16 protein-coding genes are annotated in these 20,170 nt (G+C 66.3%); 7 read left to right on the top strand and 9 right to left on the bottom strand.

Annotation, left to right across the window (positions count from 1 at the left end; genetic code table 11):
• Positions 1 to 5: 5 nt before the first annotated feature.
• The 6 genes from V7Q53_RS17345 to V7Q53_RS17320 all read right to left on the bottom strand — a co-directional run bounded on the left by V7Q53_RS17345 (position 6) and on the right by V7Q53_RS17320 (position 6,930).
• Positions 6 to 1,148 carry a DNA polymerase III subunit delta' gene (locus tag V7Q53_RS17345; RefSeq protein WP_333829981.1) on the bottom strand — a complete coding sequence of 381 codons (1,143 nt, stop codon included), beginning with the start codon at positions 1,146 to 1,148 and terminating at the stop codon, positions 6 to 8.
• Complete coding sequence (tmk, locus tag V7Q53_RS17340; RefSeq protein WP_333829980.1) at positions 1,141 to 1,770, bottom strand: dTMP kinase; 630 nt, start codon at positions 1,768 to 1,770, stop codon at positions 1,141 to 1,143. Before tmk ends, V7Q53_RS17345 begins: the two co-directional genes overlap by 8 nt.
• Before the next feature lie 332 nt (positions 1,771 to 2,102).
• On the bottom strand, positions 2,103 to 3,257 hold the full coding sequence (locus V7Q53_RS17335) for a D-alanyl-D-alanine carboxypeptidase family protein (RefSeq protein WP_333829979.1): 1,155 nt from the start codon (positions 3,255 to 3,257) through the stop codon (positions 2,103 to 2,105).
• 94 nt (positions 3,258 to 3,351) lie between these two features.
• Positions 3,352 to 4,515, bottom strand: a complete 1,164-nt coding sequence (locus tag V7Q53_RS17330; protein WP_333829978.1) for an SPOR domain-containing protein — start codon at positions 4,513 to 4,515, stop codon at positions 3,352 to 3,354.
• 239 nt (positions 4,516 to 4,754) lie between these two features.
• Positions 4,755 to 6,413, bottom strand: a complete 1,659-nt coding sequence (locus tag V7Q53_RS17325) for an NAD+ synthase (RefSeq protein ID WP_333829977.1) — start codon at positions 6,411 to 6,413, stop codon at positions 4,755 to 4,757.
• A 175-nt stretch (positions 6,414 to 6,588) separates the two neighbouring features.
• Positions 6,589 to 6,930, bottom strand: a complete 342-nt coding sequence (locus tag V7Q53_RS17320; RefSeq protein WP_333829976.1) for a cupin domain-containing protein — start codon at positions 6,928 to 6,930, stop codon at positions 6,589 to 6,591.
• A 165-nt stretch (positions 6,931 to 7,095) separates the two neighbouring features.
• Between V7Q53_RS17320 and V7Q53_RS17315 the strand changes: the two genes are divergently transcribed.
• From V7Q53_RS17315 to V7Q53_RS17295, 5 genes are all read left to right on the top strand, one after another.
• Entirely contained in the window at positions 7,096 to 7,896 is an 801-nt protein-coding gene (locus tag V7Q53_RS17315; RefSeq protein WP_333829975.1) for a crotonase/enoyl-CoA hydratase family protein, read from the top strand.
• A 136-nt stretch (positions 7,897 to 8,032) separates the two neighbouring features.
• The gene (locus tag V7Q53_RS17310) at positions 8,033 to 9,913 is read left to right on the top strand and encodes a sensor histidine kinase (RefSeq protein ID WP_333829974.1); all 1,881 of its coding nucleotides are present in this window, start codon (positions 8,033 to 8,035) and stop codon (positions 9,911 to 9,913) included.
• Positions 9,910 to 11,274: a sigma-54-dependent transcriptional regulator gene (locus V7Q53_RS17305; protein WP_333829973.1), complete on the top strand. Its 1,365-nt coding sequence runs from the start codon at positions 9,910 to 9,912 to the stop codon at positions 11,272 to 11,274. The genes V7Q53_RS17310 and V7Q53_RS17305 overlap by 4 nt, the downstream gene beginning before the upstream one ends.
• Before the next feature lie 210 nt (positions 11,275 to 11,484).
• Positions 11,485 to 12,459, top strand: coding sequence for a TAXI family TRAP transporter solute-binding subunit (locus V7Q53_RS17300; protein ID WP_333829972.1), 975 nt, complete (start codon positions 11,485 to 11,487; stop codon positions 12,457 to 12,459).
• A 114-nt stretch (positions 12,460 to 12,573) separates the two neighbouring features.
• Positions 12,574 to 14,832: a TRAP transporter permease gene (locus tag V7Q53_RS17295; RefSeq protein WP_333829971.1), complete on the top strand. Its 2,259-nt coding sequence runs from the start codon at positions 12,574 to 12,576 to the stop codon at positions 14,830 to 14,832.
• Between the two features lie 281 nt (positions 14,833 to 15,113).
• Here V7Q53_RS17295 and V7Q53_RS17290 read toward each other — a convergent pair whose 3' ends face one another.
• From V7Q53_RS17290 to V7Q53_RS17280, 3 genes are all read right to left on the bottom strand, one after another.
• On the bottom strand, positions 15,114 to 15,359 hold the full coding sequence (locus V7Q53_RS17290) for a GlsB/YeaQ/YmgE family stress response membrane protein (protein WP_333829970.1): 246 nt from the start codon (positions 15,357 to 15,359) through the stop codon (positions 15,114 to 15,116).
• A gap of 1 nt (position 15,360) precedes the next feature.
• Positions 15,361 to 16,548, bottom strand: a complete 1,188-nt coding sequence (gene rlmN / locus V7Q53_RS17285; RefSeq protein ID WP_333829969.1) for a 23S rRNA (adenine(2503)-C(2))-methyltransferase RlmN — start codon at positions 16,546 to 16,548, stop codon at positions 15,361 to 15,363.
• 103 nt (positions 16,549 to 16,651) lie between these two features.
• A complete protein-coding gene (locus V7Q53_RS17280; RefSeq protein ID WP_333829968.1) occupies positions 16,652 to 17,182 on the bottom strand; it encodes an invasion associated locus B family protein in 531 nt (176 codons plus the stop codon).
• Between the two features lie 217 nt (positions 17,183 to 17,399).
• On the opposite strand from V7Q53_RS17280, the gene V7Q53_RS17275 reads away from it, so the two are divergent.
• Both V7Q53_RS17275 and V7Q53_RS17270 read left to right on the top strand, forming a co-directional pair.
• Entirely contained in the window at positions 17,400 to 18,374 is a 975-nt protein-coding gene (locus V7Q53_RS17275) for an asparaginase (RefSeq protein WP_333829992.1), read from the top strand.
• Positions 18,375 to 18,444: 70 nt separating this feature from the next.
• Positions 18,445 to 20,070 (top strand): GMC family oxidoreductase, encoded by a 1,626-nt coding sequence (locus tag V7Q53_RS17270; protein WP_333829967.1) that lies wholly within the window; start codon positions 18,445 to 18,447, stop codon positions 20,068 to 20,070.
• The last annotated feature ends 100 nt before the right edge of the window (positions 20,071 to 20,170 follow it).

Here is a 20,170-nt window from a genome sequence, read left to right as displayed (position 1 = left end):
AGGCCTCATCTGGCCAGCGTTCTGGCCGCGTTTTCCATCCGCAGGAACATATCGAGCACCAGCGCGGCGGGGTCAAGGTTCACCGCCCGCCCCTGCCGCGCCCGCGCGCCCAGATCGGCGGCAAGCTCCGCCCAGCCGCGTGCCGCCGCCGCATCGGGTGCCAGCCGGGCAATCAGCGCAGCCTCGCCCTTTGCGGCCTCGGGCAGCGGGCGGCCACTGGCCCCCGCTCGCGCCACGCGCGCCATTGCCATATCCACCAGCCGCACCAGCAGATCGAACCGCGCCTCATTGCCGCGCCCGGCCACACTGTCGGACAACGCGCGCAGGCGGGGCCGGTCCATCGCGGGCAACCCGGCCATCAGCGCCATAAGCTGGACATAAAGCGCCAGCCCGTCCTCGGCAAGAATGCGGATCGCCTCGCCGACCGAGCCGCCTGAAAGCTCTGCCAGTGCGGTGCCATCGGCCCCGGCCTCCCCCTCCCCCAATGCCTGCGCAAGCGCCGCCGCCATATCCGTGGCCCCCAGCGCGCCAAGCCGCAATTCGCGGCAACGCGAGCGGATGGTGGGCAAAAGGCGCGAGGGCTGATGCGCGATCAGAAGCAGAACGGCGCCCGAAGGCGGCTCCTCCAGCAGTTTCAGAAGGGCATTAGCCGCGTTCGGGTTCATCTCGTCGGCGGCATCGACGATGACGACGCGCCGCCCGCCCTCGGTCGCGCTCATGCCGAAGAAATCATTCAGCGCGCGCACATCCTCCACGGCGATCACCTGCCGCATCCGGCCCTGATCGTTGATGCTGCGCCGGATCAGCTTGAGACCGGGGTCAGACAACGCCAGTACCCGGCGCGCGACCGGATGATCGGGTGCGATCTCCAGATCGGCGGGCGGGGGCGGGGCGCCAAACATGCCGCCCGCGTCAGGTGGCCGGGCAAGCAGAAAACGCGCGATGCGCCATGCAAGCGTGGCCTTGCCGACGCCGCGCGGGCCGGTGATCAGCCAGCCGTGATGCATCCGGCCAGAAGTGAACGCCTCCAGAAACGCCGCCTCGGCGACCTGCTGGCCGAACAGGCGCAGGGTCTCACGCGGATGCGGCGCACCGTCAACGCGGTCCGGCTCCGGCGTGGCGGGGTCGGTGGTGGCGGTTTTAGCCATTGGGCATGCCTTCCAGAAAGGCGCGGGCCTTCGCCAGCACCCCGGCCGCAACGGCGGCAACGGGGCGGTTGCCGTCGATCAGGCAGACCCGCGCAGGAAACTCGCGGGCCAGCGCCAGAAAACCGGCGCGCAGGGTCTCCTGAAACCCCAGCCCGAGCGATTCGAAACGATCTTCGGCATGATCGCGCGCCAGCCCGCGGCGCAGCGCCTCGGCGGGGTCCATGTCGATCACGAAAGTCAGATCCGGCTCCAAAGCAATCATACTGGTGTGCAGCAGGTCCACCTTCTCCCGAAGCGACGCCCGCGCGGCGCCCTGATACACACGGGTCGAATCGGCGAAACGGTCCGACACGATCACCGCACCGGCCTCCAGCGCGGGCCGGATGGTCTTTTCAACATGATCGCGCCGCGCGGCTGTGAACAGCAGTATCTCGGTCTCGGGCGACCAGCGCCCGGCATCGCCCTCCACCAGAAGCCGGCGGATCTCCTCGGCGCCGGGTGAGCCACCCGGCTCACGGGTCAACGCGGCACCCAGACTGTCAGCCAGCAGCCGCGCCTGGGTGGACTTGCCCGATCCGTCAATCCCCTCGAAAGTGATGAAAACACCCTGCCGCGCGCTCATGCCTGGCTGCTCCGCGCTGTGACAGCGTCGCAGGGGGGCCGTCCGCCCCCCTCTGGGCCTGCGGCCCATTCACCCCCCGAGGATATTTTTGAACAGATGAAGTCATGGCGGAGCCGCCCTGCCCCGAACCAACGGGACAGGGAAGCTTCACCTGTTGCGGTCATCGGCGTCCCCGCCTGTACCGCCAGAGCATCATTGCCACACAAGGTTAACAATCCGTTGCTTCATCTGTTCAAAAATATCCTCGGGGGGAGCCGCCGCGCAGCGGGGGCGTGGGGGGCAGACAGCCCCCCTTCCGCAATCACCACAAGCGCCGTCGCCAGCCCGTTGTTTCACTGGATCATCAGGCCCAGATGTCCTGCAAGAACGATCGCGGCGCTGCGCATCCGCGGGACGAAGCCCCCTTCGGCCACGGCCCGCCCGGCCACAAGCGGCAGTTCGAAATCCGGCATCCCGGGGACCGAGACGATCAGCCGCGCCAGTTCCTGCCCCTCGGCAATCGGCGCCGCCACCGGCCCGTCATAGACCACCCGCGCGGTGATCTGGTCTTCCGTGAAGACCGGCACGAGAATGTCATGATCGCGCGGCGCCGTCAGCGGCACGGTGTTTTCCGCGCCCATCCAGACCGCGGCCTCGGCGAGCACCTGTCCTTCGTTGACCACGCGGTGTTCGGCGAATTGCCGGAAGGACCAGTTGATGATGCGCTCGGCCTCTTCCAGCCGCGCGCGTTCGCTGTCGAGGCCGGAGAAGACAAAGATCACCCGCCGGTCGCCCTGTACCGCAGAGCCGGTCAGCGCATAGCCTGCCTCATTGGTATGTCCGGTTTTGAGCCCGTCCAGTCCCAGCCCTGCCCCCAGCAGGGGCACCCGGTTGGGCTGGGTAATGTTGTTCCAGGTAAACTCGCGCTCCGCGAGATAGTGGTAATATTCGCCATGCTCTTCCAGCATGTGTCGCGCGAGGATGGCCAGATCGCGCAGGCTCATCCGGTGTTCCGGGTGCGGCCAGCCCGAGGCGTTCATCAGGTTGGTATTCTCCATGCCCAACTGCTGCGCGCGTGCGGTCGCAAGGCGGGCGAAGGCTTCCTCGCTGCCGGCCAGCCCTTCGGCCACCGCCACCGTGGCGTCATTGCCGGACAGCACCGCGATACCACGGATCAGGTCTTCGGCCGTGGGCCGGTGGCGGGTCTCCAGAAACATCCGCGAGCCGCCCATTCCATGCGCACGCTCCGAGACAGTAAAGGTGGTGTCCAGCTGCACCCTGCCATCCTCGATCGCCTCGAACAGCATGTTCAGCGTCATCAGTTTGGACATCGAGGCCGGAGGCAGCGGTACATCGGCGTTCTGGTCCACCAGAATCTGGCCGGTGTTATAGTCCATCACCAGCACATTCGGCGCCAACCCCTCATAGGCGACCTGCGCCTGTGCGCTGAGCACGGAAAGCCCAAGGGCGGCGACGGAAACAAGCGCGCGAAGGCGGATCAGGGACATGGGGCAGCTCCGTTGCAATCAGGCGGGCGGCGCGCGATGCGCCGCCCGTGTCAGGTGCCAATCTGCCCCAGACGGGGCAGGAATTCAAACCCGCTCAGCGCACAACTGCGTAAGCATCGGTAAAGCCCATGGTGCGCACGCGTTCCAGCATCTGTCCGCGCGCGGCCGCATCGCTTGCCGGGCCGACGACGACACGCCAGAATTCCCGGTCATTCGCGCGCCCGCGCCGGATCTCGGCGCCCAGCCCGGCGGCCTGCATCTGGCTGCGGGCATTGGTGGCGTTGCTCTCGACACTGAAGATGCCGATCTGCACGAAAGGCCGCTCCAGCGTGCTGATCACGGAGACGGAGGCGGTTGCAGGCGGGGGCGCGGCGGCTGCGGCGGGTTCGTCCGGAAGCGGGATCAATGCCGCACCGGGAGAGGCAGCGACGACGGGCGCGGCCTCGGGCTGACGGCGACTGAAGAGGCCCAGCAGGCCGCGCTGCTCACGCGGTTCGGGCTGCGCCTGCGGCTCCTGCGCGGCGGCAAAGGCCGTTTGCTGCACCCCGGCAAGGGTGCCCTCTGCCGGGGCCAGCGCAGTTTGGGCAATGGCCTGTGTCTGCGTCGTTGTCTGGGCCTGCCGGTCGGTGCCACCGCCGAAAAGCCCGGCGAGAAAGCCCTGACGCGGCGGCTCTTGGCCAGTATCAATGGTGATCATATCGACCTGACCGGCGGGCGTGCCGGGATGGGCCGCGATGCCGGAGGGGGCGGCTGTTTCCGCCTGCGCGGTGGCACGGGCAGGCTCCATCTCGATCTGTTCAAGGCGCAGCGCCACAACACTGATCGTGGAGGGCGCGCCGGGCAGGATGCCGAGGGCATTCGCCGCCTCGGAAGAAATCTGGAACCGTGGGCCCGGGTTCTCGCGCTCGCGCCGGAACAGCGCGCCGATCACGCTCTCGCCGCTCTGGGCGTTGCGGATCAGCACACGCTCGGGGCTGTCCGCCCCCGGATGCGCCACCCAGACACCGCCCAGCGAAGGGCGGCCATCCCAGAGGCCGGTCTCTTCCATGCTGAAAACCTCTGGCACCTCGACATCGCGCTCAACCGCGCGGCCCTGCGCCACCATGTCCAACCCGGTTCCCGCCCGGCTGGCACCCGTGCCACCATTCGGCGCGCTCAGGGTACAACCGCCCAGCACCATGCCCAACATCATTCCCGGTGCCAGCGCCAGCACCAGTCCCGCACGCAAGGAAATGCCCTTGTTTACTGCTCTTGCCATTCTGCCCTCGCTGCCGGTTTCGCGCGCCCTGTCAGCGCACCGGCTTTTTCTGCCTGCCCCGGGGTGACGAACCGTCCCCGCGAAGCAGAATTTTGATGCAGTGTAGCGTTTCGCATTCGTCAAGAAAAGCCCCGTGGGAAGGCCGGGCACCACCTGTTGCGGCAGAGTCGCTTGCCGGGGCTGGCCCGCCTGCCGCGCCACCTTCGCAAAGCCCGGTGTTAAGGCCCGGTGTTAAGGCCTCAACCCCCGTCGCGCCAGCGGTTCACCATCGGGTAGCGGCGGTCCAGCCAGAAGGCCTTTTGCGTCAGCCGCACACCAGGGGCGGACTGAAAGCGCTTCCATTCGGAAATATAAAGCAGATGCTCCACCCGCTTGACCGTCGCGCGCGCATGGCCCTCAGCCACGAGATCGGCCACCGAGGCGTCACGCTCCACCAACCCGTCAAGGATCGCGTCCAGCTCCGGATAGGGCGGCAGGCTGTCGTCGTCGCGCTGGTTCTCGCGCAGCTCGGCGGTCGGCGGCTTGTCAATCACCTGCGGCGGGATGACGGTGCCCGCCGGGCCCTGCATCCAGGGGCGGTGGTTGGCGTTGCGCCAGCGGCAGGTTTCAAAAACGCGGGTCTTGTAGAGATCCTTGATCGGGTTGAAACCGCCGTTCATGTCGCCATAGATCGTGGCATAACCCACCGCGACCTCGGATTTGTTGCCGGTGGTCAGCAGCATGGCGCCGGTCTTGTTCGATATCGCCATCAGCAGCAGGCCCCGCAGGCGCGACTGGATATTTTCTTCGGTCACGTCTTCGGGCAGGCCGGTGAAAAGCGGGGCCAGCGCGCCGGTGACGGCCTCTTGCGGGGCAGAGATCGGCACAGTGTCGAGCGGGCAACCCAGCGCCTGCGCCACGGCCCCGGCATCCGCCAGTGAGGTGGCGGAGGTGAAGCGCGAGGGCAACATGATGCAATGCACATTCTCAGGACCCAGCGCATCAGCGGCAATCGCCGCCACCAGCGCGGAATCCACCCCGCCCGAGAGGCCCAGAAGCACCCGGCTGAACCCCGATTTGTGCAGATAATCGCGCGTGCCCAGGACCATGGCGTGATAATCACGCTCCCATGCATCCGGCATAGGGGCAAGCCTGGCGGGAAGTGCGCGCCAGCCGTCCGCGGTTTCCTCGAAATCGAGATGCGCCAGCGCTTCCTCGAAGCCGGGCAGAAGGGCCGCCATGCTGCCGCCGGGGTTCAGCGCGAAACTCGCGCCGTCAAAGACCTGATCATCCTGCCCGCCCACCATGTTCAGATAGACCAGCGGCAGCCCCGTCTCGACAACCCGCGCCACCATATGGTTCATGCGCGTATCGAACCGCCCCCGCGAATAGGGCGAGCCGTTGGGCACCAGCAGAATCTGCGCGCCGGATTCGGCCTGCGCCTCAGCCACATCGTCATGCCAGGCATCCTCGCAGATCGGCGTGCCGATGCGCAGCGGGCCAATCCGGTAGGGGCCGGAGATATCGCCGGGCCGGAACAGGCGCTTTTCATCAAAAACCGTGTCATTGGGCAGGTGATGCTTGCGCATCACCGCCACCACCTTGCCGCCCTGCAGCACATGCCAGGCGTTATAGAGTCCGGTGGCATCGGCCAGCGGCGCGCCGATACCCAGCGCCGGGCCATCGGCACAGCGCGCGGCAAGGGCGTCAACAGCCGCCATGGCGTCGCGCACAAAAGCCGGTTTCATCACCAGGTCCTGCGTCTGGTAGCCGGTCAGGAACATCTCGGGCAGTGCCACCATATCGGCGCCCGCCTCTTTCCCGGCCAGCCATGCGGCATGGGCCTTCTCGGTATTGGCGGCAATCGCACCCAGAACGGGGTTGAGCTGGGCAAGGGTCAGGCGGAATGTCGCGGCCATGGTCAGCCTTCGGCAAGAATGGGTTCAGGGCTACATAGCAGGTTGCGCGGCAGGGAAAAGTGCACAGGCGCGCTTTGGGCCTGCGCGCCCGCACGCCCCTTCATCTTGCCGGAAATACGCCCGGGGGGTGAGGCGCGCCGCGCCGAGGGGGGCAGGCAGCCCCCTTCCCGGCGCGTCAGCTGCGGATCACATAATCCTTGCGCGTCGTCTCCACCACCTGCCAGATGCCGCGAAAGCCGGGCCGGATCAGGAAGCTGTCGCCGGCGTGCAGGTGATGCGCCTCGCCACCCTCTTCGGTCAGAATGGAATGGCCTGACAGGATGCGGCAATATTCCCATTCCTCATAGGCCACGCGCCATGTGCCCGGGGTCGATTGCCAGATCCCGGCGTAAAGCCCGTCGCGTTCCTCGATATCCCAGCTGGTAAAGACCGGATCGCCCGCGATCAGGCGGTCGGGCGCGGGGGCGCTGGTTTGCGGCGCGGCAAGGGCGGGGTCAAGGCGGGTGAAATTCGGCATGCGGCCTCCGGTGAACACTCGTCCGCAGTCTGCCCCGGAACGCCCCGCGCTTCCAGTGCGAAAGCCCCCTCCACGCGCGGGACCCCGAACTGATCTCGCACCGATATGGACAACCCCGCCGCGATGGCACTAGAAACAACGCCATCGCAGGAGGGGCACACCCATATGAAACGCATCGAAGAGCTGTCGCTGAGCCATATCACTGTCAGCGTGGACGCGGACGGCATTGCCACCGTCTCGCTCAACCGACCGGAAAAGCGCAACGCGCTCAATGCGGCAACGGTCGAGGATCTGATCGCGGTGTTCTCGCTTCTGCCGCGCGCGGGCGTCCGCGCGGCGGTGCTGCGCGCCGAAGGGCCGCATTTCTGCTCCGGGCTTGATCTGGTCGAACACCATTCCGAAGACCGCAGGCCCGAGGATTTCATGCATATCTGCCTGCGCTGGCATGAGGCATTCAACAAGATGGAATACGGCGGCGTGCCGGTGATTGCCGCGCTCAAGGGCGCGGTGGTCGGCGGCGGGCTGGAGCTGGCCTCGGCTGCGCATATCCGGGTGGCCGATGCGGGCACCTATTTTGCCCTGCCCGAGGGGCAGCGCGGGCTGTTCACCGGCGGCGGCGCGACGATCCGGGTGGCCGATCTGGTCGGCAAGGCGCGGATGATCGACATGATCCTGACCGGGCGCGTCTATCAGGGGCAAGAGGCCGTGACGCTGGGCCTTGCGCAATATCTGGTCGAGGATACCGAGGCAAAGGCCTACGCGATCGCGCGCGCCGCTGCCGAAAACCCGCCTCTGACCAATTTCGCCATCTGCTCGGCGATCAGCCATATGCAGAACATGTCCACCTTTGACGCGGCCTATGCCGAATCGGTGGTGGCCGGGATCGTCAATACGCAGCCCGCCGCGCGCGGGCGGCTGGCGGCCTTTGCCGACAAGACCGCCGCACGGGTCCGCCCGACAGAGTGATCCGGCGCTCAACCCGTCTGGAAACGGGTTGAGCAAACCGGCAGGGGTGGCCGGGCAGCCCATCGAGGACTGCCCGGGCCTTCATCCTCCCCCCTCTCCTGCTTGGATTTTGCCGCGCCCGTGCTATAGCACGGCCATGCAGGACACCGCCGCACCCGCCCGCCTTCTGAGTGATCCGCCCGCGCGCAGGCTGCGGCTGTGGGCGGCGCTGATGGCGATGGTGGCCTTCCTTGCCTTTGCACTCGGCAGCTGGGGTTATGAGCGTGCGCGCAACGCGGCCTTGAGCGAGCTGTCGCTGAGCGGCGAGAACACGCTGCATCTGGCCGTCGCCGCCCTGCGCGGCCAGCTTCGCCGCTTTGACCGGCTGCCCGCGCTGATCGCGCAGCAGGCCATCATCCACGCCCTTCTGCGCAGCCCCGAAAACCCCGATATCATTGATGCCGCCAACCGCTACCTGCGCGACACCGATGCCCTGCTCGAATCCTCGGACATTTATGTCATGGCGCTGGACGGCAACACGCTGGCGGCCAGCAATTTCGACACTGACATCTCGTTTATCGGCGGCAATTTCGCCTTCCGCCCCTATTTCCGCGATGCCCTGACCGATGGTGCCGGGCGGTTCTATGCGCTCGGCACTACATCGCTGGTGCGGGGCTATTACTTCGGCGCACCGATTGTGGTGGACGGGGCGGTGGCGGGCGTGCTGGTGTTCAAGGTCGATCTGGACACGATCGAACAGGGCTGGCGCGGCTCGAATTACGAGGTGATCGTCACCGACCCCGAGGGCATCATCTTCATGTCCTCGCACCCGGACTGGACCTTTGCCGCCACCCTGCCTCTGACGCCCGAGCGCCTTGCAAGAACCGACGCCACACGCCGCTATGCCGATGCCCCGGTCCATGCCCTGCCCCTGACCACCCACACCGGCCCCGGTGACGCCCGTCTGTGGCGGATTGAAGAGGAGGGGAACGGGGGCGGGGAATACATCATCCGCTCGGTCAGTATGCCCGATGCCGACTGGACAGTACATGTGCTGGTCTCCACCTCCGGCGCGCAGCTTCAGGCGCTGACGCTGGTGGCGGTGGCGGGGCTGCTGGCCGGGCTGGCGGGGCTGGGCGCGGTCATCGTCATCCAGCGCCGGACCCAGTTGCGCGAGCGCCTTGCGCTGCAGGACGCTGCGCAGGCTCAGCTTGAACGCCGGGTGAGCGAGCGCACCAACGAACTGGCCACCGTCAACCGCCAGCTTGAAGCCGAAGTGGCAGAGCGCCGCGCCACCGAGGCCCAGCTGCGCGCCACGCAGGATGAGCTGGTGCAGGCGGGAAAGCTGGCTGCGTTGGGGCAGATGTCTGCCGCGCTGAGCCATGAATTCAACCAGCCGTTGGGGGCCGCGCGCAACTTTGCCGAGAATGCCCAGCTTCTGATCGAACGGGGCCGCGTGGACGAGGCCAGCGCCAATATCGGTCGCATTCTGGGCCTTGTCGAACGGATGAGCCGGATCTCGAAACATCTGCGCAACTTTGCCCGCAAACCGAATGCGAAGCTCAGTGCCGTGGCGCTCAATGACGCGGTGACGGCGACCGTGGAACTGCTGGACTGGCGGCTGAAAGACAATGCGGTGCGGCTGGAGTGCGACCTTGGCGCGGCACCGATCCATGTGCGCGCCGGGCCGGTGCGGTTGCAGCAGGTGCTGGTGAACATCCTCTCGAACGCCATCGACGCGCTGGAAGGCCAGCCAAGGCGCGTGATCCGTCTGGAAGCGCGCGAAAGCGAGGGGCGCGCGGTGCTGCGCATTTCAGATACCGGCCCGGGCATTGCCCCCGCGCTGGTCGAGCGTATTTTCGACCCGTTCTTTTCCACCAAGGGCGTGGGCAAGGGGCTGGGGCTGGGCTTGTCGATTTCCTACAATATCGTGCATGATTTCGGCGGCACCCTGAGCGCCACCAACGCTCCCGCCGGCGGCGCAGTCTTTACCCTGACCCTGCCGCTGGCCCGGCCTGACCAGCAGGAAGCCGCATGAGCAGCGGGCGGGTGATTCTGGTCGATGACGATGCCGACCTGCGCGCCTCCACCGCGCAGGCGCTGGAACTGGCCGGGTTCGAGGTGATTGCGCTTGATCAGCCAGAGGATGTGGCGGCGCTGGTCAGCTTTGGTTTTCAGGGCATCGTCATCAGCGATATCCGTATGCCCCGGATGGACGGGATCAGCCTGATGGGGCTGATCCATCGTATCGACCGCGAGATTCCGGTGATCCTGATCACCGGGCACGGCGATGTGCAGCTTGCCGTGCGCTCGATGCGCGAGGGGGCGCATGATTTCGTTGAAAAGCCGTTCTCGGGCTCGCAACTGGCTGAAACCGTGGCCCGCGCGCTGGATTACCGCCGCCTCGTGCTGGAAAACCGGATATTGCGCGCGGCGGCCGGGCAGTCTGACGATCTGGAGCAGCGGCTGGTCGGGCGCTCCAACCCGATGATTGATCTGCGGCGGCGGCTGCGCACCATCGGCCCGTCGGAAACCGATGTGCTGATCACCGGCGAGACCGGCACCGGCAAGGAGGTGGTGGCACGCGCGCTGCATGACCTCTCGGCGCGCGCCAAACGGCCGTTCATAACGCTGGACTGCGCCGCCCTGCCCGAAACCCAGATCGAAAGCGAGCTGTTCGGGCATGAGGCCGGGGCCTTCCCCGGTGCGCTGCGCGCGCGCTACGGCAAGTTTGAACATGCACGCGGCGGCACCATCCTGCTTGATGACATCGGCTCGATGCCGATGGGGTTGCAGGGCAAGCTGTTGCGCGTGATTCAGGAGCGGACCATCACGCCGCTCGGCTCGAACGAGGCGCGCCCGCTGGATCTGCGCTTCATCGCCACCTCGCGCACATCGCTTGAAGATGAGGTGGCGGGGGGCCGGTTCAGGGCCGATCTGTTCTACCGGCTGAACGTGGTGCATCTGGCCATCCCGCCCCTGACCGCCCGGCGCGAGGATATTCCTATCCTGTTTGCGCGCCTGCTGTCCGAGGCCGCCGCGCGCCACCGGGTTGAGGCCGTCACCCCGCCGCCTGCCCTGCTGGGTGAGATCATGGCGCGCGACTGGCCCGGCAATGTGCGCGAGTTGCGCAACGCCGCCGACCGCTTTGCGCTTGGCATCGGGCTGGACCCGGCGCCGGACCCGGGCACCCCGGCCACCGATACCCTCCCTGCCACCGGCAGCGGCAAGCTGGCCGACCGGGTTGCGGGGTTTGAGCGCGCCGAGATCGTGCGCGCGCTGATCGCCAATGGCGGCAGCCTGAAGCCGGTCTATGAATCGCTCGGGCTGTCGCGCAAGACGCTTTATGAAAAGATGCTCAAACACGGCATCGACAAGGCGCATTACTCCGACAGTTGAGCGCTGGTTGGGCGGAAATCCACCCACACGCGGGCGTGATGTGTGGATTTCCACCCATGCGCCCGGCCCTGCGACGGCACAAACCGCCCCGATCTGCGCGGTGGCGGTTGCGTTTCCCGCCATGCAGGCCATGCATGGCACACGCTACCGGGCCGTCCGAGGACACGGCCCGGCAATGCTGTAACCGCACAACGTCCATGGGAGGACTTCATGCGACTGACCAATTTTGCTGCGCTGGCTGCTGCCGCGCTCGTCTCCGCTACTGCCGTTTCCGCACAGGACCGCGCAGGCTGGCCCAATTCGCTCACCGTCGGCACCGCCAGTCAGGGCGGCACCTATTTCGTCTATGGCAACGGCCTTGCCAGCTTTCTGGGTGAAGAACTGGGCATCAACGCTTCGGGCGAAGTGACCGGCGGCCCGGTTCAGAACGTGACGCTGGTGCAGACCGGCGATCACGCCATCGGCCTTGTCACCATGGGCCCGGCCTATGAGGCATGGACCGGCGTTTCCGAACTGGCCCCAGGGCTGGAGCACAGCGATATCCGCGCCCTGTTCCCGATGTATCAAACCCCGTTTCAGGTCATCACCCTCGCCAGCTCGGGCATTGAATCGGTCAGCGACCTTCAGGGCCGCCGCGTCAGCGTAGGGCCAGCAGGCGGTACGCCAGGCACCTACTGGCCGCGCTTCATGGAAACGCTGGGCGTTAATGCGACCGTGTCCTATGCCGGGGCCGCCGATGCCGCCAGCCAGCTCAAGGACGGGCTGATTGACGCCTTTGCCTTTGCCGCCGGTGTGCCGATCTCGGCCTTCAGCCAGCTTGCCGCCGAAGCCGATGTGCGCATGTTCGGCTTCAATGAAGAAGAGCTTGCCACCATCACCGAGGGTCACCCGGAAGTTTCGCCGCTGACCATCGAGGCGGGCACCTATGCCGGTCATGATTATGACCAGACGACCGTGGCGATGTGGAACTACGCCATCACCCATGCCGATCTGCCCGAAAGCCTGGCCTATGAAATCACCCGTCTGGTGATGGAAAACAACGACCGCATGATGCAGATCCACTCTGCCGCAAGCGAAACGCTGCCTGAGAACGCGCTCAACAACGGTTTCCTGCCCTTCCATCCGGGTGCCGTGCGCTGGTTCGAGGAAAACGGCGTCGAGCTTCCCGAAGAGCTGAAGGGCTGATCACCACCTGAGCGATTGACCTGAACTATTGACCGGGGCGCAAGCATTGCAATGGCTGCGCCCCGGCTCCCCCCTCGCCCAACCGTGACGCCCAACCGTGACGAAGGAGTGCCCATGACCGGCCCGGCACGCGATGCAAACCTCCCGCCTGAAACCGGACCTGCCAGCGGGCACCCCGCCCCCGACAGGATGACCCCCGAGGCCCTTGCCCAGACCGTCGATGCCGAGGTGATCACCTCCAACCAGCGGGTCTTTACCGGCGGAATGGGGCTGTTCATCGCTGTGGCCTGCATTCTCTACACCACCTTCCATGTGGGTGCGATGAACGGGGTGCATACCCAGATCACCGATCTGCTGGGCCTTCCCTCGGTCGATCTGACCGAACCATGGCGCTACCGGCTGGTCCATGTCGCAGGCGGCCTTGCGCTTGGGTTCATGCTGTTTGGCGCGCGCAGCCTGCCCGGAACCGCAGCCGAGACCCCGTTTTCACTGCTGGAGAAAGCGCTTCTGGTTGCCGGTGGCGCGGCCATCGCGCTGGCTACGGGGCAGCTTTTGCTGATGTGGGCGGGCGGTGATCTGATCACCACCGGCTCACCCGCAAACAAACACCTGAATACCTTTGGCTATCCGCTCTTTGCCGGTACCGCGATCACGCTGGTTGCCTCATGGATGGCACCGGCGCGTGACAAGGGCCGCCTGTCGCCCGCCGACACACTTCTGGCGATCGCGGCTATCACCGTCGGCGCCTATATCATTCTGCATGCCGATTTTCTGCGCACCCGCGCCCAGGTCTTTCCGCATCCCAATGACATGTGGGCCGCCATCGCCGGGATCGTGCTGATTCTGGAGCTGACGCGGCGGCTGGCCGGTCTGGCGCTGGTGATCATCGTCGCGGTGTTCCTCGCCTACGGCTTTGTCGGGCCCTGGCTGCCCGGCGTACTGAACCATCGCGGCTATGCGCCCGCGCGCTTCTTCTCGTTCATCTACACCGATAACGGCATTCTGGGGCCGACCACGGCGATCTCGTCAACCTATATCATCCTGTTCATCACCTTTGCCGCCTTCCTTCAGGCCAGCCGGGTGGGAGAATATTTCGTCAATTTCGCCTTTGCCGCCGCCGGTGGCGCGCGTGGTGGTCCGGCCAAGGTGGCGGTCTTTGCCTCGGGGCTGATGGGGATGATCAACGGCACCTCGGCGGGCAATGTGGTTTCCACCGGCTCGCTGACGATCCCGTTGATGAAGAAGGTGGGCTACAAACCCCAGACCGCCGCCTCGGTCGAGGCCGCGGCCTCGTCAGGCGGGCAGATCCTGCCACCGATCATGGGCGCAGGCGCCTTCATCATGGCCGAAATCACCGGCATCCCCTACCGCGATATCGTCATCGCGGCGATCATCCCGGCGGTGCTGTATTTCCTCTCGGTCTATTTCATGGTCGACAAGGAAGCGCTGAAGAAGGGCATGAAGGGGCTGCCGCGCAGCGAGCTGCCCGAATTCCGCGCCCTCGCCCGCCGCGCCTTCCTGTTCATCCCGATCATCATCCTGATCGGCGCGCTCTTCATGGGTTATTCGGTGATCCGCGCGGGCACGCTGTCGATGGGCGCGGCGGCGGTGGTCAGCTGGCTGACCCCGCACCGGATGCTGGTCAGGGAAATCCTCTATGCGCTGGAAATCGCCGCGCGCATGTCGCTGCAACTGGTGGCCGTCTGCGCGGCGGCCGGGATCATCGTGGGCGTGATCGCGCTGACCGGGATCGGTGTGCGCTTCTCCTCGCTGCTGCTGGGCTTTGCCGGTCAAAGCCAGTTTCTGGCGCTGCTTTTCGCCATGCTGGTGTCGATCATTCTGGGCATGGGCATGCCCACGACAGCGGCCTATGCGGTGGCGGCGGCAGTGATCGCACCGGGGCTGATCCGCATGGGAATTGACCCCCTGACGGCGCATTTTTTCATCTTCTATTACGCTGTGATGTCGGCCATCACCCCTCCGGTTGCCCTTGCGGCCTATGCGGGTGCGGCGATCGCGCAGTCAGATCCGATGAAAACCTCCGTGGAAAGCTTCAAGATCGGGCTTGCGGCCTTTGTGGTGCCCTTCATGTTCTTCTATTCGGCGCCGATGCTGATGCAGGGGCACTGGCTGGATATTCTGCATGTGTTTGTCACGGCGCTCTTCGGCATCTACCTGATGACCTCGGCGGTGCAGGGCTGGCTGTTCGGACCACTCAACCGGCCCCTGCGGCTGCTGACGCTGGCCGGCGCACTGGGCATGATCGCGGGTGGCTGGACATCAGACATCCTGGGCCTCGCGGTTGCGGCCATTGTGTTCACGATCCAGAAAGGCCTGTTGACCCCGAAAAACGCCGCCCGCGGCCTGGACTGAATCAGACAGGGCCGCGCGTTATGCGTGCGGCCCTGACAGAAGGGGGCGCTGCCCCCGCCGCCCTTCGGGCGACTCCCCCGGGATATTTTTGAACAGATGAAACAGAAAGCGCTGTGCTTCATTTTCACCTGTCTGAAAATATCCTGGGGGTGAATGGGCCGCAGGCCCAGAGGGGGCAACGCCCCCTGTTGCCGCGCGGCGCAGCCGCGCGGCCCGGCCAAACGGGATGAGCGTTTCGGCGCAGCCGGAAAGCGAAGACGGGCGGGAGCGGCCCCGGCGCTTCAGCGACGGGTGGTGAATTTCTGCCAGATCCAGATCAGCGCCAGCGAGCCCAGCAGCGCCAGCACGAAGGTGACCATCCAGCCGCCGGTCGTCAGCAGCATACGCAGCCCCAGACCGCCGACAATCGCCCCCAGAACGCCGATTCCCATCGCCGTGGGCAGATCCACCGGCACCCGCATCAGCCTTGTGGCGACATAGCCCGCCGCCGCGCCGATCACGATAAGCAGCAGAACCCCCGGGATCATCTCAGACCCCCGCTTCCGCGGCGATCTGGGCGCGCGATTTGCGCTCACGCTCGGTGGCCGATTTAAGCTGCCCGCAGGCCGCCATGATATCTTCGCCGCGGGGGGTGCGGATGGGAGAGGCATAGCCTGCCTTGAAGATGATATCCGCGAAGGCCTCGATCCGCGCCCAGTCAGAGCGCTCATAGGGGGCGCCGGGCCATTCGTTGAACGGGATCAGGTTGATCTTGGCGGGAATGCCCTTGATCAACTGCACCAGCCGCCGCGCATCCTCATCGCTGTCATTGACGCCCTTGAGCATCACATATTCAAAGGTAATCCGCTCACTGTTCGACAGGCGCGGATACTCGCGCAGTGCCTCCAGCAGCGTGGCGATGTTCCATTTCTTGTTCACCGGCACCAAGGTGTCGCGCACCGCGTCAGTGGTGGCATGGAAGCTGACCGCCAGCAGGCAGCCGATTTCCTCGGCGGTGCGGGCGATTTCGGGCACGATGCCGCTGGTCGACAGGGTGATGCGGCGGCGTGACAGGGTCAGCCCCTCGTTATCCATCACCACCTTCATCGCGTCGCGCACATTGTCGAAATTATAGAGCGGCTCACCCATCCCCATCAGCACGACATTCGAGATCAGCCGCGTCTCGTTCTTCGGCGCGCCCTGTTCGGGCCATTCACCCAGATCGTCGCGCGCGATCATCACCTGACCAACAATCTCGGCGGGGTTCAGGTTGCGCACCAGTTTCTGCGTGCCAGTATGGCAGAACGAGCAGGTCAGCGTGCAGCCCACCTGGCTGGAAATGCACAGCGTCCCGCGCCCCTCTTCGGGGATATACACCGTCTCCACCTCATGCCCGCCGTTGATGCGCAAAAGGTATTTCCGCGTGCCGTCAGCCGATACCTGCTTGCTGACGATTTCCGGCAGTTCGATGGTGAAATGCGCCTCCAGCAGCGCGCGGTAATCCTTGGCGAGGTTGGTCATCCCTTTGAAATCGCGCAGGCCCCAGTGATAGAGCCATTGCCAGACCTGCCCTTCGCGCATCTTTGCCTGCCGCTCGGGCGTGCCGGCGGCGATCAGTGCCGCGCGCAGCTGCTCGCGGGTCAGACCGATAAGATTGCGCCTGCCACCCTCGGCCGCCTTGCGCGGCAGGGTGAGAACATCCTGGGTAATCGGTGCGGTGGGGGTCTGCAATGTCATGCGCCACTCTCCGGGAAACGAGGGTCTGATATAACCGAAAACCGCCGGGCAGAGAAGCCCGGCGGCCTGAATTCGCGCCCCCGCTCAGCTTTGGGGCAGAGGTTTATTCGTTGCAGCGCCGCTGCGCCTCGTCCGTGGCGGCAGTGATGCCGAAGAGCGAGAAGGTATCGCGCGTTGTCGTCCCGCGCGATGAGCGCGCGGTCAGCACCGCGTTCTGGCCCCTGCGCAGCGATGCAAGAATGCGCGCGTCGTCCTCCGGTGAGGCCGCCCAGGCCCATTGACCATCGGTGAACAACTGAAGCGTGTCCGTCCCGATCACCAGCTCGACAGTAGAGCCTTCGGCAAAGGGATAGCCCCCCGTGAACGACACTTCCGCCGTTGCCCCGCCGCCCTGATGATAGGTGGCGAACAGCAGGATATCGCCGCGCTGCACCGTCACCGCCTGCCCGCCGCGGGTGTTCACCGTCTCGCTGGGGGCCGAGACCGCCCAGCATTCGCGCGGATTGCCGTCAACGAAGACGCTCCACGCCGTTTCAACCGCCACGCGGTTGGTGGATTCCTGCGCTATCGCGCCACCCGCCATAAGCGCAACCATCGCCAGAGCGGTCGCGCCCGTCTTAAACCATTCTGCCATCTGCCCTACAGCCTCCAGCGAAAATACTCTTTGCACCCCTGACTTATTACAGCTCTGCTGTCACAAATCTGCCGCACTGCCAACGGTCTGGCACATCAAGGGCTTGCCGGGTAGTCTCTTAACGCGAATCCGGGGCGCTTAGAAACCCCCGTTGGCAGAATATTGCGCAACTGTGAAGGAGAAGGCCGTGGCGAATGTCGGTCAGGGGCTGGTGCCGATGGTGGAAATCTGGCGCGGCGAGCGGTTGGAAAGCCTGCATCACGGCCATGCGGTGATCTGCGACGCCTCGGGCGCGGTGGTCGAATCCTGGGGCAATCCGGGGGCGGTGATCTATCCGCGCTCAAGCTGCAAGATGATCCAGGCGCTTCCGCTGCTGGAATCGGGCGCGGGCGCGGGCCTGTCCACCGAGCGGCTGGCGCTGGCCTGCGCCTCGCATCAGGGGGGGCGCGGCCATGTCGAGGCTGTGGAGCGCTGGCTGGCCGATATGGGCCTTGGCGAGGCCAGTCTGCGCTGCGGCGCGCATGAACCCGCTGACCGCGAAGAGCGCAACCGCCTGATCTGCACGGGTGATTCGGCCTGCCAGCTGCACAACAACTGCTCAGGCAAGCATGCGGGCTTTGTGATGCTGAACCGCCATCTGGGGGGTGATGCCGAATATGTCGCGCCCGATCACCCGGTTCAGCGCGCCGTGCGCGCCACCTTTGAAGAGGTCACCGGCGAGGACAGTCCCGGCTACGGGATCGACGGCTGCTCTGCCCCCAATTTCGCCTGCACGGTGGCGGGGCTGGGCCGCGCCATGGCCGCTTTCGCCTGCGCCACAGAGGGCGGCGACCGGCGCCAGCAGGCGATGGTCCGGCTGCGCGACGCGATGATGCTGCACCCGGAGATGGTCGCGGGTGAGGGGCGCGCCTGTACCGAGCTGATGCGCGCCATGCGCGGTGCGGCGGCAATCAAGACCGGCGCCGATGCCGTCTTTGTCGCCATCCTGCCCCGCCAGAAGCTCGGTATCGCCCTGAAGATCGCCGACGGCGGCACGCGCGGGGCCGAGGCCGCGATCGTGGCGCTGCTGGCGCGCGCCGGGGTGCTGGATGCGGGCCATCCGGCGGCGCTGAAACGGCTGGGTGGGCCGCAGACCAACTGGCGCGGCAAGGTCACCGGCGAAACCCGTCTGGCTGCGGGCTTTCCCGGCTGACAAACCCGTTGCCCGAACCGCACCCCCGCCCTATCGTCACAGGACACGGGCGACGGGGGGGAGGGCGCCGATGGAATTCGACTATGTCATCGCGGGTGGTGGCTCGGCCGGGTGTGTGCTGGCCGCGCGCCTCTCCGAGGACCCCGCCATCAGCGTCTGCCTGATCGAGGCCGGGGGAACAGGGCGCGATTTCATCATCCGCGCCCCGGCGATGGTGGCGGCAATGGTCTCGGGCCGCCCCAGGGTGAACAACTGGGCCCTGTTCACCACGCCGCAACCGGGGCTGAACGGGCGGCGCGGGTTCCAGCCGCGCGGGCGCGCGCTGGGGGGCTCGTCGGCAATCAATGCCATGCTCTATATCCGCGGCCATCCCTCGGATTATGACGACTGGGCCAATGACGGGGCCGAGGGCTGGAACTGGGCCGCCTGCCTGCCCTTCTTCCGTGCCACTGAGGGCAATGCGCGCGGCGCCTGCGACTGGCACGGCAGCGACGGCCCGCTTCAGGTCGCCGACCAGCGCCAGCCGCGCGCGATCACCCGTGCCTTTGTCGAGGCCTGCGAAAGCCTGCAGATCCCGCGCAATGACGATTTCAACGGGCCTGAGCAGGAGGGGGCGGGCCTCTATCAGGTCACCCAGTTTCATCAGGGGCCGCGCAAGGGCGAGCGCTGCTCGGCCGCTGCGGCATGGCTGCACCCGGCCATGACGCGGCCCAACCTGACAGTGATCACCCGCGCCCGCGCCGAACGCATCACGCTGGACGGCACACGCGCCACCGGGCTTGTCTTCAACCGCCGGGGCCGCCGCCATCACGCCCGCGCCCGGCGCGAGGTGATCGTGTCCGGCGGCGCCTATGGCTCACCCAAACTGCTGATGCTGTCGGGCATCGGTCCTGCCGATACGCTGCGCGAGCATGGCATCAGCGTGGCGCATGAGCTGCCGGGCGTGGGGCAGAACCTGCAGGACCATCTGGACTACATCCTTTCCTGTCACTCGAAACGAAACGATGTGATTGGTCTGAATCCGGCGGGCGTGCTGCGGCTGATCCGCGCCGGGCTGGACTGGCGGCGCTCGGGCGAGGGGCTTTTCGCCTCACCCATGGCCGAGGGGGCGGCGTTCCTGAAATCTGACCCGTCGCTGGTCCGGCCTGATCTGCAACTGCATTTCGTGGTGGGCATCGTCGATGACCATCTGCGCAAGGTCCACCTCGCCAATGGCTATTCCTGCCATGTCTGCGTGCTGCGCCCGTTCTCGCGCGGCCATGTGGGCCTGATGGATGCCAACCCCGCAAGCCCGCCGCGCATCGACCCCGGCTACCTGTCAGACCCGCGCGATCTGGCATTGATGATGAAAGGCGCGCGGCAGATGGAGGCGATCATGGAAAGCCCCGCGCTGGCCCCGTGGCGCGGCAAGCGGCTTTACCCGCACAACGGCTCCGACGCCGCCCTTGAGGCCGATATCCGCAACCGCGCCGATACCATCTACCACCCGGTCGGCACCTGCCGTATGGGCCGCGATCCGCTGGCAGTGGTCGATCCGCAGCTCAGGGTGCAGGGGCTGGAGGGGCTGCGCGTGGTCGATGCCAGCGTGATGCCACGCCTGATCGGCGGCAACACCAACGCTCCCACGATGATGATCGCAGAGCGCGCGGCGTCCTTCATCCGTCAAACGGAAGCCGCCGCCCTTTCATCTGTTTGAAAATATCCTGGGGGGTGAATGGGCCGCAGGCCCAGAGGGGGGCAACGCCCCCCTGCCCGGCCCCCGCACTTCGCAGCGCCGCCCGGTCAGCCCTTCGGTG

It is taken from the genome of Pararhodobacter sp. (assembly GCF_036802785.1).
Classification (GTDB): domain Bacteria; phylum Pseudomonadota; class Alphaproteobacteria; order Rhodobacterales; family Rhodobacteraceae; genus Pararhodobacter.
Note: the sequence above shows the minus strand (reverse complement) of the source record. Positions and strands in the feature narration are given on the sequence as shown.